The organism is Armatimonadota bacterium, assembly GCA_016223145.1.
In the GTDB taxonomy this organism is placed as follows: domain Bacteria; phylum Armatimonadota; class Fimbriimonadia; order Fimbriimonadales; family Fimbriimonadaceae; genus Nitrosymbiomonas.
The window spans coordinates 342,698-357,145 of record JACRPN010000014.1 but is presented as its reverse complement, the minus strand read 5'-3'; the positions used below and the strand labels follow the sequence as shown (position 1 = coordinate 357,145).

At 60.4% G+C, this 14,448-nt stretch carries 10 protein-coding genes; 7 read left to right on the top strand and 3 right to left on the bottom strand.

The features are described from left to right. The 3 genes from HZC36_14140 to HZC36_14130 all read left to right on the top strand — a co-directional run. The coding region (locus HZC36_14140) for a transposase (protein MBI5708117.1) at positions 1–121 on the top strand (121 nt) is incomplete at its 5' end. Between the two features lie 97 nt (positions 122–218). Next, on the top strand, positions 219–437 hold the full coding sequence (locus HZC36_14135; protein ID MBI5708116.1) for a hypothetical protein: 219 nt from the start codon (positions 219–221) through the stop codon (positions 435–437). Between the two features lie 8 nt (positions 438–445). Beyond that, entirely contained in the window at positions 446–970 is a 525-nt protein-coding gene (locus tag HZC36_14130; protein ID MBI5708115.1) for a hypothetical protein, read from the top strand. A gap of 410 nt (positions 971–1,380) precedes the next feature. Here the strand turns inward: HZC36_14130 and HZC36_14125 are convergent, their stop codons facing one another. Then, complete coding sequence (locus HZC36_14125) at positions 1,381–2,739, bottom strand: hypothetical protein (GenBank protein ID MBI5708114.1); 1,359 nt, start codon at positions 2,737–2,739, stop codon at positions 1,381–1,383. Positions 2,740–2,871: 132 nt separating this feature from the next. On the opposite strand from HZC36_14125, the gene HZC36_14120 reads away from it, so the two are divergent. Next, the gene (locus tag HZC36_14120) at positions 2,872–6,348 is read left to right on the top strand and encodes an AAA-like domain-containing protein (protein ID MBI5708113.1); all 3,477 of its coding nucleotides are present in this window, start codon (positions 2,872–2,874) and stop codon (positions 6,346–6,348) included. On the opposite strand, the gene HZC36_14115 is transcribed toward HZC36_14120, so the two are convergent. After that, on the bottom strand, positions 6,324–8,156 hold the full coding sequence (locus HZC36_14115; GenBank protein ID MBI5708112.1) for an AAA-like domain-containing protein: 1,833 nt from the start codon (positions 8,154–8,156) through the stop codon (positions 6,324–6,326). The two genes, HZC36_14120 and HZC36_14115, sit on opposite strands and share 25 nt — an antisense overlap. 123 nt (positions 8,157–8,279) lie before the next feature. On the opposite strand from HZC36_14115, the gene HZC36_14110 reads away from it, so the two are divergent. Together HZC36_14110 and HZC36_14105 are read left to right on the top strand one after the other, a co-directional pair. After that, on the top strand, positions 8,280–8,807 hold the full coding sequence (locus HZC36_14110) for a hypothetical protein (GenBank protein MBI5708111.1): 528 nt from the start codon (positions 8,280–8,282) through the stop codon (positions 8,805–8,807). A gap of 337 nt (positions 8,808–9,144) precedes the next feature. Beyond that, on the top strand, positions 9,145–9,834 hold the full coding sequence (locus HZC36_14105; GenBank protein ID MBI5708110.1) for an ankyrin repeat domain-containing protein: 690 nt from the start codon (positions 9,145–9,147) through the stop codon (positions 9,832–9,834). 160 nt (positions 9,835–9,994) lie between these two features. On the opposite strand, the gene HZC36_14100 is transcribed toward HZC36_14105, so the two are convergent. After that, positions 9,995–10,867 (bottom strand): alpha/beta hydrolase, encoded by an 873-nt coding sequence (locus HZC36_14100; protein MBI5708109.1) that lies wholly within the window; start codon positions 10,865–10,867, stop codon positions 9,995–9,997. A gap of 152 nt (positions 10,868–11,019) precedes the next feature. On the opposite strand from HZC36_14100, the gene HZC36_14095 reads away from it, so the two are divergent. Continuing rightward, positions 11,020–14,340, top strand: coding sequence for a hypothetical protein (locus tag HZC36_14095; GenBank protein MBI5708108.1), 3,321 nt, complete (start codon positions 11,020–11,022; stop codon positions 14,338–14,340). Positions 14,341–14,448: the final 108 nt, after the last annotated feature.

Sequence of the window (14,448 nt, the reverse complement as noted above, 5' to 3'; positions counted from 1 at the left end):
GTATATCGAGAATCAGGAGGAGCATCACAAGAAACGGAGCTTCCGTGATGAGTTTCTGGCGTGCCTGAAGGAGTTTGAGATGACGTATGAAGAGCGGTATCTCTTTGAGGAGCCGATTTGAACATGCCGCCCCTACGGGGCGAGGGAGGGGGTGGTAACGGACGATGAGCTATAGACGTTGCGCTCCTACGGAGCTTAGCGGGAGTAGAATGGTGGCTATGGAGGATTCGTCCGATCAGGTGATCATCAAGAGCCAGAGGGCCGTAGAAGTCACTTGGCCCCTGCTTGCGACGGACCGCTTCTCGCCCTATCCAGATGCTCGTGCGCCGTTGGTGGCGGGTGCGCCTGAGCAGCGCGAGTACCGCGTGCAGGGGTTGCAGTACAACGCAAGGGTCGGGGCTCTTTCGGCGGTGGTGAGCGCGGTGACGGTGCCGTAGGCTTCTGAATGGCGACTGGCCTTTCGAACAAGCAGATTGGGCAGGCGGGAGAGTTTGCTGTCTGCTCCCAACTGGGAAAGCTCGGGCTCGTTGCCACCCCTTTCTCTGGCAACGTTCCCTACTTCGATGTCCTTGTTACTGACGAAGAGCTTCGCACTCTCCCACTCCAGGTCAAGGCGACCTTTGGCAACCGAGACTGGATCGTCGGTAGCGCCCTCGATTGGATGGCGGTCGACCTGAACCATGAAACAAAGGAACAGCACGTTCTTGGGCCAAAGGAGATTCGCCATCCAGACCTCATTTACGTCTATGTTTGGCTGTCGCGCGCTCCAGGCGTGCTGGATCGCTACTTCATCCTCACTGAGCGAGAGGTGCAGGAAATCCTCGTCAAGGGATATGACAAGTGGCTCTCTGGTCTGAAGCCGCCGTACATTCGCCCAAAGAAGTACGACTCGTTTCACATCATCATCTCCCTCTCAGAGCTTGACCACTTCGAAAACAACTGGGACTTGATTCGCAGTCGCCTCAGTTAGCCTGTCTCCCTAAACGACATACCCGTCCACCCTCACCCGGACGTCACGCCGCGTCGGGGTGCTGCCTGTTCCGCCGCCCCTGGCCGGGAGTGTTCTCCAGACCCGTCACCTCCGGAATCTCCCTCTCCTGCGGCGTAAACGCCTAGCGGGCCACCCCCAGAAGCTGCGTCATTGTGTCCGGTGAGGGCAAAGAGCGGATGCCTCCCCCTCTTCCGTGGTGGTGGAAGCTTTGAACTTGGATACGCGCTGAAAGAGCCTCCACCCCAGAAGGGGCGGAGGCATTTCACACTCAATGCCGCCGCTTCGTGAGGTAGGACTTCCCTTCTTGTTCGGAGCTTTGGGTGTCCGGCCTTGACCGGGCTCTCCGATTCCTCTAGGCTCACCGTAGAGCTTGCCTTGGTGACGCAGCCTCAGTTCTTGATCTGCGCCCAGCCGCTCCAGGCCGAGGCTCCGATACCGTTCGAGGCTCGGACTCGATAGCGAAAGGTGCCCGTGCCCGGCGAGTTCGTCGCGGAAGTCGTATTGGCGCCCACGGTGGCCACGATCTGGGTGTTCACCCACGCGGTCCCCGATTTCGTCTCGCGCTGCACGCTGAATTGGTCCTCATTGTTCGAGTTGTCAGCCCACGCGATGCGCACCACGCCGCCGCCAATCTTGGCCAAGGATGGCGTGCCCGGTGTGGCGGGAGGCGCCGGCAGGTCCAACCAACTGGTCAAGACGTCGTTGGTCCAGGCGTGCATCCGGCCGGCCTGTTGCAGCGAGAACTGGTCGTGGCAGCCGAGGGAGTAGCTCATGTGGTTGCGATAGGGAGTATCGAGCCAAGGCTGGCCCGTGCAGGGATCCGTTCCCACATCGCCACAGGATGAGGTGTTCGTCATAGGATTCGTGTCGGAGCACTTGTCGCCGGTGGTATCGCCCGATTCAGCCGGTCGACCCGCGGGCTCATAGCAGTCTCCGCATTGGGCGACTTCATTCACGCCATGAAACGTGTGCCACAGGCCCAGGCAATGCCCGACTTCGTGGGCCATGATCGGCTCGCCAAGGTACGTGCTGAAGACCGTCTCTCCCAAGACCACTCCTCCCTGTGTTCCCAAGGCGTCCGGGTCCCAAGGGAACACACCCCAGTTGCCCTTATCCACCACGTAGATATTCAGCTTCGTCGAGGGGGAGTTGGCGTAGGCGCGCTTCATCCCCGCCTCTTCGCTGGAAGTCAGGGTTCGGTACTTTGTACTGTTGATGAAGTTGGTTTCATAGATGAACTGGATGCGCCAGGGCGCATAGTTCGCGTTCAACTGGGCCACTGCCGAATCCACGGCCGCCTGCGTTGCAGCGGGGTTGCTTCCGTTGTCGTTGCGGAAAACGTGGATGCTCAGCCGGAAGGTCTTGATCGGGGTGCCGGCCGACGGAATGGCGGCGTTCCGAACGCCCGGGTCGTCCGCTGGTCCCTGCTGGGGACAGACGCCTGCGAGGCTGATATCTCCTCGCTCCTTCAGTTTCGCGACGTATCGCTGCTGCGTTCCACACCACTCCCCGGGGGCTAGCGCGCTTTGCCAACCCAAATCGGACCGCCCCAAGGTTGGCGCCTGCGGAGCATAGGAGGCCAGGCTCAAAGTGCAGCAATCGGAACTCGCAGCAACGCGACTGGCCGAAGCGTGGCCGGCCGCGAGCTCAGCTCCGTCGCTGCGAAAGCCTTGGATGCCGGCAAAAGCAAGCAAGCCGGCAAAGGAAATTGCTGCAAAGGTGAGAGCGCCTGAGTGATGTTTCATCATAGAGTCCCCTTAGTTGCGTTCCTGCAACCGGAAGTCACGACATCATCGGATTCCGATGGAGGATAGTATGACGTCGCTGTTGTGACCAAACTGTGAAAAATCTCATCACAACCGGCCCTGTATCCTAAGGGCATGGAATGCAGTGCGCCATTCTTCAGCCCTGGGGGAACCCTGGATCCCGACGCGCCAAGTTACATCGAGCGCGATGTGGATGCCCGGCTGTTCGACATGCTCATGGCCGGCGAGTACGTGTTCCTCCTCGACTCACGCCAGAAGGGTAAATCCTCTTTGGTTGCCCGTGCGATCCGAAGACTCAGTGCAAATGGAATTGCGACCGTGAAGATTGACTTCCAACGCCTCGGCGCGAACGTCACGACGGAGCAATGGTATGCGGGGATGCTGCTGGAGATTGGGCAAGAACTCCACTTGGAGGAGGAGCTGTTTGAAAACTGGAACGGCAACCGGGAATTGGGCCCTCTTGCGAGGTGGATTAGGGCACTTCGAACAGTTGTCTTGTTGCCGTCTGATCGGCCCATCGTCATCTTCTTCGATGAAATTGACTACGTTCGGGCACTTCCGTTCGCGACCGATGAGTTCTTTGCGGGAATTCGCGATTGCTTCAATCGCCGATCCGAAGGCGCGGAGTTCAGAAAGCTGACCTTTTGTCTTGTCGGAGTAGCCACGCCAACCCAACTCATCCGCAACTCCGAGATCACCCCGTTCAACATCGGCAGCCGGATTGACATCAGCGATTTCAGGATGGAAGAGCTAGATGCTTACTCCAAGGCGCTGGATGCTGCCGGCAAAGACGGCACGAAGCTCCTCAAGCGGGTGCATTACTGGGTGGAAGGGCATCCTTACCTCACGCAATTGCTATGCAGCCAGATTGTCAAGGCCGCGCAGATCCACTCGGCAAACGACGTGGACCGGCTCGTCAGAGACACCTTCTTGACTCCGGAAGCACGGCACCGTGAGCCCAACTTCGCTGATGTCGAACGCAGAATCCTGGATCCCGACGTTCCGGGACTTTCACACGATGAGCGCCGTTCACAGGTTCTCGATCTCTACGGCCGCATGCTGAAAGGCAGGCGCGTTGAGGGAGCTGAGGAAAACCCGGTTGTCGCAACGGTTAGGCTCTCAGGCTTGGGTATTGAAGAGAAGGGCGTCCTTCGGATCAGAAATCGCACCTATCGAGCGGTCTTTGATGAGGGTTGGCGACGGCAGAGCCTGCCAGAAGTAGAGCTGCGAAGGCAGCGCGGGGTGGCTCGCTTGGCGGTGCTGCGCACCTCAGCTATTGCCGGTGTGTTGCTTTGCGCTATCGGCGCCGCTGCTGTTGGATTCTGGCGGCTCTCAAGCGATCGGCAGAGGCTGATCACTGAACTAGAATCGAAGACCACAAAGCTGGGAAAGGAAAGCTACATGGGGCTCATGGCCTCCATTCGCCTAGCATCGAACTCCGCGATGTGGGAGCGCACTGCCGACCTGGTGGAGCGCGCCAAGTCTGACCCCAACCGAGGATGGGAGTGGGGCCACTGGGCTTTGTCGATTGGGTGCGATTTTGAGGCGAAAGTTTCTCGGAACAGCGTTTTCGAGCCCCAGCCCGATGGCACATTGGAAATCGTGGGCGCCGATGCGGCGTATCAACTCACCTTACAGGGCGCAACTCTAAAGCAGAAGCTGGTGCCAATAAGCCCTGAGGGAACCCCGCTCCCCCCTGCCGGGCCAGCGGCGAGGCTTCCCAGAATGAACCTCCTGCGTCGAGGGAATCTGCGCTTGTGGCGGGACGCACGTACTTCCGGCTATTCCATCTGCGACTCGGAGACCGACCGCGAACTGATCCGCACCAAACCGGAGACGCTTGTGTTCGATGTGGACCCGATCGGGCGCAATTACCTTCTCCAGAGTGCGAAGACACCACAGATTGTCGAACTCCGATCCGTGGACAACAACCGAGTCCTTGCCATCTTTAAGAACCCGTCGCCGATAGATCGAATCGCCTTCATAGGAGACGGGTCCATCATCAGTGTCGGCACCTCGACGAGAGACCGGTCCAAGGCCGAATTGCGGCGCTGGAATGCTAAAGGAAACACCCTCTCCGTCGTTGACTTTCGGATTCGCCCAGGAAGTCCGCCCGGATTCGGAATTTGCTTCAGCCCGGACCGTTCCGTCTTCGCCGTATTCAGCGAAGAGGAATGCCAGGTCCGTCGCACAACGGACTTCTCGATCATCGCCACACTTCCACAGCACGAGTTTCAGTCTATTGCCATCGCCTTCTCCCCGGACAATAGGTACTTGGCGACGGGCGACGGTACTGGGGTTGTTCGGCTCATCGAGCTCCAGCGCGGCCAACTGAAGCGGAGCTTCGTTGGTTTGGGAGCCGTGTGGAGTATCGCGTTCTTTCCAGACGGAGAAAGACTGGCAGCAGCGGACTGGGAGGGCGACATCAAGGTCTGGAGAAGCGAATCGCTTGCCCCGATGGAGGCCTTCGACGACGCCCCGGCGACGAGTGCGTATCTGACGAGGAACGGAGCGACACTGGTCCTCGCCACCAAGGATGGCACCGTCGTGAGCCGAAATCTGGCCACCGGCGCCGTCTCACGACGCAACGTAGAAGATCCAAGCCGCAAGCCCTCTTTCGCGAATGGGTGGGGCCCACTGGACGCGGTGATCCTTGGCTTTCCCGATGGCAGCGTAGCGAAGCTGAATGCGAGCAGCCTCAAGGAAGAGGCGAGAACCAAGGTGTTCTCAGAGTGCCAATGGGTTCTCAGAGTCCTCTCGGGCGGCCACCGTCTTCTGGCCCTTGCTTTTGGGGACACGAAAGGGAAAGACAACTGCGCGATCCTGGACGCTCGTTCGCTCAGGGTGATCGCGCGCTTCACTTACTCGCCCCTGCCAGAGAGGCCCGAACTCCTGGAGGCGTCATCCGACACTGACGCCAAGCTTCTAGCAATGTGCTCCAGAGGCAGCCCCAGTGTCTCTATCTTCTCGGCCGAGGACGGCATGCTGGTCCAAGAGATTCGGCCGGAATCACCCATCTGGTTTATTGCGCTTTCCCCGGATGGCAGCGAGACTGCCGTTTCCGTTGGAAAAGTGTTCGGAGCCGCCGATAGCCGTATTGAGTTGTTTGAGACCCGAACGGGCTTCAAGAAGGGCGTCCTCACCAAGAGCTCTGGGGTGGGGCAACTCGCCTATTCCCCTACGAAGAAGATGCTCGCAGGAGTCGTGTGGAGGGGCGTCGCGCTATGGGACCTTTCCTCAAAGAGGCAAATCGCTGGTCTCAGCTCGGGGCATGTCAGCATCAACCAAGTACGTTTCTCACCTGATGGAGAACGGATTATCACGGCCGGCCAGGAAGGCTCGACCACTCTCTGGGACGGGACGACAGGAGCAGAGCTCATATCCCTCGGGTATTCGTCCTTCCCATCCCGCTTCAGGTCCGCAAGCGTCTGGATGGGAAATGGATCGATTTCCGGCGAACGCGTCAATCGCACGGATAGGAGCTTCTTTAGCGCCGACGGAAGAGATGTGGTCACCGTCTGCCAGGATGGCCTGGTCCGAATCTGGCACAGCCTTCCCTGGAAGCATCAGCCCAAAGCTGTTCGCAAGTAGGATTCGTAGGCCGGGACACGAAACTCCTGGCCGCCATCCTTCCTAAGGGTGATCAAACCGGTGGACTCAAGCCGGTATCGAGTTGTTGGATTGAGGAGTGAATCTCCCCTGAGCAGTCTTTTGACCTCGTCCAAAGTCTCCTCCTGTTGAGCTATCGCCATCAACATGTGCTTCAAATGTGACCCAAACGGGCCATTGTGGTCGGCAGCCGTCGAGGCAAGCTCCTCCATCGCGCCCCCTTGAGCCAGATAAGCGAAAGCAATCTGGGAGAGGTAGGGATGGCCATGAGTGAGTTCAAAGACACCTGGCGACAGATCCCGGCCAGTCAGCGAAGCGTAGCGGCTTTGAAGCTGCATTAGTTCATTCAATGAGAAATCCTTCACGTGCAGACGAACTCCGACGTTGAATGGAGACTGGTTCACGTCGGAGATAAAGAGGGTTGCTTCTCTGGCATACGTCAGCACCAGGGTCAACCTTCTCCAAGGCCCATGCGGATCCAGCGCCCGCCGGTTGTACCAGCTTCGAAGAAGCCCGAAGAAGTCGTTTGTGTATGGCCGGTCGAACAGCAGGTCCGCCTCGTCTATCGCCCAACACACATGCTGGTCCGTGTTGGCGAGGAGCTTGCCGAGAACCGCGTTGAGGTTCGCATTTCGGCCGAGCCATTGCCGCCATTCCTGATGCAAGTCGAGATCGTGTCCGAGCTCCGTGGCGAGCCCCTCCCCGAGCAGCTTGTAGAAGGTGTCTCCATCGCCCATTTGAGCCTCGCCAAGACTCTGGGCGTCCGTGAGAACCACGGCTGTTCGCCGCGTCCGTGCAAAGGCGAGCAAACGGGCAAGGAACGAGCTCTTCCCCACTTGTCTTGGCCCTTGGATCAAGACGACGCCCTCGCGTCTTTCAATGAGCGCTTCGCCATCCCTGTCCAGGGCACGGCAGACGTAGTAGGGCGAGTCTACGGGCAACGCGCCTGCCGAGGGCTCAAACCACGCCTCCATCGTGCCAAGTGGGCGGGCCTCAGAACGGGTAGGCGCCTTCGAGACAGTGTTTTCTGCCGACGACGGGAGCTTGCCTTCAAGAGCTTCCCTTGCTCGAGAAGATGGAGGCTCGCCCCAGTACTCGCTAAGCATCTGTTCGAGGATCTCGAACTGTCGGATGGCCTCGGCTTCCATGTTCGCCCGTCGGTATGCCGAGATGAGCGTGACGTGAATGTCCTCCCTCATCGGCGCTGCGACGGCTGCAGTGCGCCCGATTCGGATGGCCTCCTTCAGCGCCCCAGACTGGACTCGCAGGTTGCAGAGTTGGTCCACCGCTTGAGCAAACCGCTCCTCGATCTCCATCCTCTTAGGCACGATCCACTCGTCTGTGAACGGCGCGAGGAGAGGCCCCGCGTAGATGCTCACGGCCTCTGCGAGGTCCTCGACGTCAGCTTCCGCCCTATTGGTGAGCTCAAGAAACCTCTCCAAGTCTGTCACCACCCTTTCTGAACACAGCGCGACTGTGCTCCTATTGGTGGCCACGATGGACCCATGCGGAAGGCCCTGCTCCAGTACTTGTCGGAGGTCGGCAATGGCTCGACGAAGGCTCTGAGACTGCCTGTCTCCATCGCTTTCGGGCCAGAACAGCTCTTGAAGCTCTTCGTTTGAGAACTCTCGCGGTTGATAAAGCGCCAGGACAGCAAGTAGCAGGCCCGACTTCCGCGTGCTGAACTTCGCGATTTCGTTCGACGCGCTCCTGACCTCAAACTGCCCTAGGAGCTTGACACTCCAAGTCGGCGCCTGAGGCAGGCCATCGCGTCCGGTGCTTGACTTCATTCCGAGATCGATTCCAAGGGTCAAGTATGGCACCGGGCCAAGGCATGCCTTTCCCGGCAGTTCACGCGTGCCCGGCTATAAAAAGGGCACATCGCGCTGCGCTACACTTCTACACCAACCCCCATGTCAAGCACGAGGCTCCAGGTCCTTGGCGTCTACAAGTTCGAACCGCCGGAACAGGCGTATCATGATGCACTTGAGGTGCATGGCGACCCAGACTTCGTTCGAAGTGAGCTGTCAAGCCTCGTCCTTGTCGAGCTTAAGGTCGAAGGGGCGGACTACCGCTTCGAATTGGGCAACTTCAAACAGCCCCACACGGTGTACGTGCCCTATGACGAGACCTTTCTCGACCCCGACACAGGCGAGAAGATTGCACCGGACCACGGTTATCTAGGTTTCAGCGTGTACGAAGACCCTGATACGGGCCGGCTTATGAAGTACGTTCGCGACACCGAGGAGACAAAGGAGGCGACGATCGAGGATGCCGAGCGATACCGCCTTCCGGGAAGGCGCGACTTCGTCGTGCTGTTCTTCCTTCACTTCTATGACCCCGCACAGCCGCTTTCCACTCCCTACGGGCTCGTAGCCCTGCCGGCAGCAGCGGATCTGCCCGTCAGGCTCAGGTGGAAGCGGTACGTCTATTGGGATTAGGAGCCTTCTTGAAGTTCTGACGAGCGAACTCTTGGGCCACTGTAAGGACACTTAAACGATCTTCTTGTTCGTGGACTGCGGTGCCTTGTCATCGCTTTCGATCAGGCGACTTGTCGCCGCGTCTTTCCAAGCTGGAGGGCGGTCGAGTCCTTATGTTTCCGGGCGGTCCGAAGATCGGAGCGCCGTGAGCCTCGTCGCCGCAGTCAATGAGTCCGACCTTTCATCGATCAACCATGCAAAGGGCGGGAGACTGTTGTCGAGGTCACGGCCAAGGTCGTGGCCAAACACTCAAGGACTTGAACAGAGCGGTGCTAATATGAATGGGAGGGTTGCTTCTGTGCAAAATCACGCTAAGCTCGTCTTGGCGGTCGGGACGATTTTGGTTATAATCTCCGGCTGCAAGCTTGGACGTGAGTCCAAGTTAGAGGCCAATGCCCGGCTTATCGCTGCCTGCGCCAAGCTAGATGCCCTTTCGGCCAAGGAGTGCTTGGACGCCGGGGCCGATCCGAATGCAACCGACCCGAACCCGGCAAGAGGCTTTTCAGCACTCACTACGGGGCTCGAGTCCCCAGAGGTCGTTCGGCTGCTCCTAAACCATGGCGCCGACCCAAACAGACGCGATAAGAACGAGATGACGCCACTCGAATATGCTGCTGGCGTGGCCCCTATCGAGGTCTTTCGGCAATTGCTGGCCGCGGGCGGGGTCGTCAACGCGAAATCCCCTGATGGTGCAACTCTGCTCCACGCCGCCGCCACCGCGAGCGCGGTGGACTACGTCGAGGAACTGGCCCGTCGGGGGCTCGACGTGAATGCCCAGGATGTAAACGGCCTAACCCCTCTCCATTCGGCAGTCCTAACCCCCTTCTCAAACCCCAAGAAGGGTGACACGATCGCAGCCCTCATTCGCCTCGGAGCGGACAGGCGGTTGAAAGACAGAAGGGGGCGGACGCCTTATGACTGGGCAAAGAAAAGCTTCTTTGCCTCACGGCCCGAGGGCCAGTCGCTTATCAAGCTGCTGAAGCCTTGAGCCGCGTCGAGTGCTGTCTCGGCCCTTCAGGCCCCGGAGAGTTTCCGCCCTCGCTTTCTGCTTGTGGCCCTTCGGGCCCCTAGGACTATAAACCCCACGCACCACAAAGATCCAAAGGACGAGGACAGCCCGTACCCCGGACCCCACAACCTGTCCTTCCCTACCCCTTCTTCTTCAGATAGGTGCCGAACCACTCCATCATCCGCTGGATGCCGCCCGCAAAGGTGACGCCGTCGTGCGCGCCGCCCTTCACCGTCACTAGCTCCGACGTCACACCCGCCTTCTTTAGGGCTTCGAGCATGACTTCAGATTGCTGGATGGGCACCAACACGTCTTTGTCTCCGTGAACGAGCAGCGTGGGCGGGAACTTGGGAGTTACCGTGTAGATCGGTGAGGCAGCCTTTGCGATGGCGTTCAACTGGTCGTCGGTCGGGTTGGCGGGCAGTCCGAAAGCAGCCTTGAACGGCGAGAACATCAGGCCGGTCAACAGCTCCTTTGGCTTGAAAGTCCCGTAATTCATGAAGTCGGTCGGCGGCATGTAGGCCACCACCGCCGCGACCGAGCTCGGCTGGCGCTCGATCGGGTCTCTGGCGTCGGGGTTGCCCGCATCGCCTGTTCCGCCGGCGAACAACGAAAGGTGCCCGCCGGCGCTAGCCCCGGTGATGCCGAGGCGGTCGGGGTCAACGCCATACTGCGCGGCATTGGCGTGGATGTACCGTATGGCCCGCGTGATCATCTTCCTGATCTCGGGGATGGTGTACTTGGGCTGGCTACCGTGAACGACTTCAAAGACTGTGTAGCCCTGGGCGTTCAGGCCCTCCGCAAGCTGCGGGTTGATGTTCTCGTGCGCCGAGAACCAGCCCCCGCTAACCATGTAGATGATGGCCGCGCCGTTGGGGGCCTTTGGCTTGAAGACATCCATCGTGAACGCGGCCCCACCGCTCTTCATGTAGATCAGGTCCTGAATCCGCTCTTGCGCGGAAGCGTAAACCGACAGGACAAGCGCGAAAAGGAAGGTAATGCGGCGCAGCATAGGCGCTATCGTACCGGTTCGCCCTCATGCTCTTTCACGCTTTGGGCGAAATCCCTACTTCCTTTGATAGATTCCTTTCGCCCATTCCGGGGGGAGAGGGGGCAAGTTGGGTTGAATTCACCGGTAGACCATTCCGGTACACGAGACCCGCCATGACTGCGCTTGCCCTTTTACTCGCCCTCAGCCTTCCCACCGCCAAACCTGAAGCGGGAGCCGTTTGGGACGGAAATGCCGTTCAAAGAGCCCAACTGTCACTCGCAACAGGGTTTCGGCGCCCGCCCGCATCCGCGCGTCCCTGGGTGTATTGGTTCTGGCTGAACGGGAACATCACCAAAGTCGGCATCACGAAGGACCTCGAGGCGATGAAGCGCGTGGGAATCGGCGGCGTGCTGATCATGGAAGTGGACCAAGGCGCGCCGGTCGGCCCGATCGACTTCGCGGGGGACCAGTGGAGGGAGCTGTTCAAGTTCATGGTCCAAGAGGCCGATCGCCTCGGGATCGAGGTGAATATGAACGACGACGCCGGCTGGAACGGCAGCGGCGGACCGTGGATCAAGCCCGAGCAGGCGATGAAGAAGGTGGTGTGGAGCGAGACGGAGATTGCGGGGCCTGCTCGGTTCGAGGCCGCCTTGAAGCAGCCGGAGACGGTGCGCGGGTTCTATCGGGACGTCAAGGTACTCGCGTTTCCCTCGGTCGGGGGGTATCGAATCCCCGACATCCGGGGCAAGGCGGGCTTCCACCGGCAGGGCTTCCCGCCACGCACGGAGTACGGATCCGCCCCCGCCGGATCGGACGTCGCGCCGAACAGGATCGTGGACGTTACGTCGCGGATGGATGCTTCGGGACGCCTTGTGTGGGAGGCTCCTGATGGGAAGTGGACGGTGCTTCGGATGGGCTATACGCTCACCGGCGCCGTGAACCTCCCCTCGCCCAAGTCTGGCGAGGGTCTGGAGTGCGACAAGCTGAGCAAGGCCGGTGCGGAGGCGGCGTTCGAGGGGCTTATGGCCAAGTTGACTAAGGACGTCGGTCCGCTCAACGGAAAGACGCTTGTCCGAACGCACATCGACAGCTGGGAAAACGGCTCGCAGAACTGGACCGAGGCGTTCCCGGCGGAGTTCAAGAAGCGCCGGGGCTACGACCTAATGCCCTATTTGCCCGTGTTCACGGGTCGGGTCGTGGGGAGTCTGGAGATCTCCGAGCGCTTTCTCTGGGACGTTCGCCAAACGATCTCGGAGTTGATCCTCGACAACTATGCCGGGCATTTCCGAACCCTGGCCAACAGGGCGGGCATCGAGCTTTCGATTGAAGCGTACGGCGACACGGTGATCGACGATTTGGCCTATGCGGGACGCGCCGACGAGCCGATGAGCGAATTCTGGACCTGGGGCGGCAGCATGACGAACCCGGATCGACGCCATGAGCCGTTCGTATTCGAGATGGCGTCGGGCGCGCATATCTATGGAAAGCCGATCCTGGGCGCGGAGGCGTTCACCTCGGGCAGCGAGGAGCGTTGGCTGCTGCACCCGGCGAAGTTCAAAGCCCTTGGCGATTGGCAGTATGCGCATGGTGTGAACCGGTTCGTGTTCCACAGGTATGCGATGCAGCCTTGGGCCGACCGCAAGCCCGGCATGACCATGGGACCCTGGGGTCTGCACTACGAGCGCACGAACACTTGGTGGGAGCTCTCGAAGCCGTATCACGAGTACCTGGCGCGGTGCCAGTACCTGCTTCAAAAGGGCCAGACGGTGGTGGATGTGCTGTACCTGGCGCCCGAAGGCGCGCCGAGCAGCTTCGTGCCGCCCGAAGAGGCGATCTTCGGGCCGTACAAGGGAGACGGCTGTCCGCCCGAGGCGCTGCTGAAGTTGGCGAAAGCCAAGAACGGCAAGATCGTGCTCCCGAGCGGGATGACCTATCGGGCGCTGGTGCTGCCACCGGGCGGGGCGATGACGCCGCAGATGCTCCGCAAGGTCGGTGAATTGGCCGCGGCCGGCGTGCCCATCGTGGGCAACCTGCCTTCCACGTCGCCGAGCCTATCATCATTCCCTGCATCCAATCAGGCGATCGCCTCTGTTGTCGCATTGATGCGAAAAGAAAAGCTCGTCCAAGAGAACCGCTCCGCCGTCCAAGTCCTCTCGACCAAAGGCCTCCCACCGGACTTCGCCAGCGACCGGCCGCTGAGCGCCATTCACAAAGTCATCGGCGGCACGGACGTGTACTTCGTCGCCAACACGCGCCAAAGTCCGTTTAGCGGCACCTGCACGTTCCGAGTCTCCGGCAACAGCCCCGAGTTCTGGGATCCGCTGACCGGCGAGATCGCTCCCGTGCCCCAGTTCAGTGTCGCAAAGGGCTGCACCTCTGTCGCCATGTCCCTTGGTCCCTCCGATTCGATCTTCGTCGTATTCCGCCCAGGCGGCGGCATCAAGGACCCGGTGGTCTCCTTCACGCTAAACGGCAAGCCGGTTCAGGGCGAGCGGGCCAAGCTTGCGAAGATCGTGGTCAAGAGGGCGATGTGGGGCCCGGCGGGCGATACGGCGCGGACCGTGGAGGTGACTGAGCACGTGCGCACGCTGCTTTCAAGGAGTCCAGAGGGCTTCACGGTCGCGGACCTCGCTCGCTGGCTGGATCCTGCGGTGAACGTGGTCAAGACGCTGACGGTGGAGTACGAGATGAACGGCAAGCCGATGACGGCGAGGGCGACCGATCCCGAGACCATCACGTTCCAAAGTCTTCCGGACAAGCCCGCTCCGGCGAAGCTCGTGGCTTTGCCCGGCGGCAGGTTCGAAGTCGTCACGACGACTTCAGGGAAGTATGCCGTGAAGACGCGCGCAGGAAAGAAGATGGTGGTCTTGGTCCCTCCGTCCCTTCGTCCCTCCGTCCCTTTGTCCCTCTCCGGCCCCTGGAACCTCCGATTCCCGACCGAGTGGGGCGGACCGGCGTCGGCGGTGTTCTCAAACCTCATCTCTTGGAGCGATTCGACAGAGGCAGGCATCAAGTACTTCTCAGACAAAGCGACCTATCGGAAGGAGTTCGAGGCGCCCAAATCGCTCTTCGCCAAAAACCTGCGGCAAACCCTCGACTTAGGCCAGGTCGAGGTTATGGCCCAGGTCAAGCTGAACGGCAAGGACCTGGGCATCCTCTGGCGGGCGCCGTACGCGGTGGACGTGACCGGCGTGCTCAAGCCAGGGAAGAACACGCTCGAGGTCCGCGTGACGAACCTGTGGGTCAACCGCTTGATCGGCGACGAGCAGCTTCCCGAGGACAGCGATCGCAACGGTGACGGCACGCTCAAGCGTTGGCCCGATTGGCTGGAACAGGGCAAGCCGAGCCCAACGGGAAGGTACACCTTCACCAGTTGGCGGCTTTGGCGCAAGAACGAGGCGCTGGTTCCGTCCGGGTTGTTGGGCCCTGTGAGCATCCGGACGAGTATGGTCTGGACGGCAAATGGGGCAAAGCCTCTTCGTCCAAGTCGTTAGGTCGCCCCTACAGGGCTCGGTCCGCGTGCGTACCCTATCCCAGGGCGTTGCCCTTCGCTGAGTTAGGTCGGCCCTTTGGGCCGTGCGGCGAGGACCGGCGAGATTAAC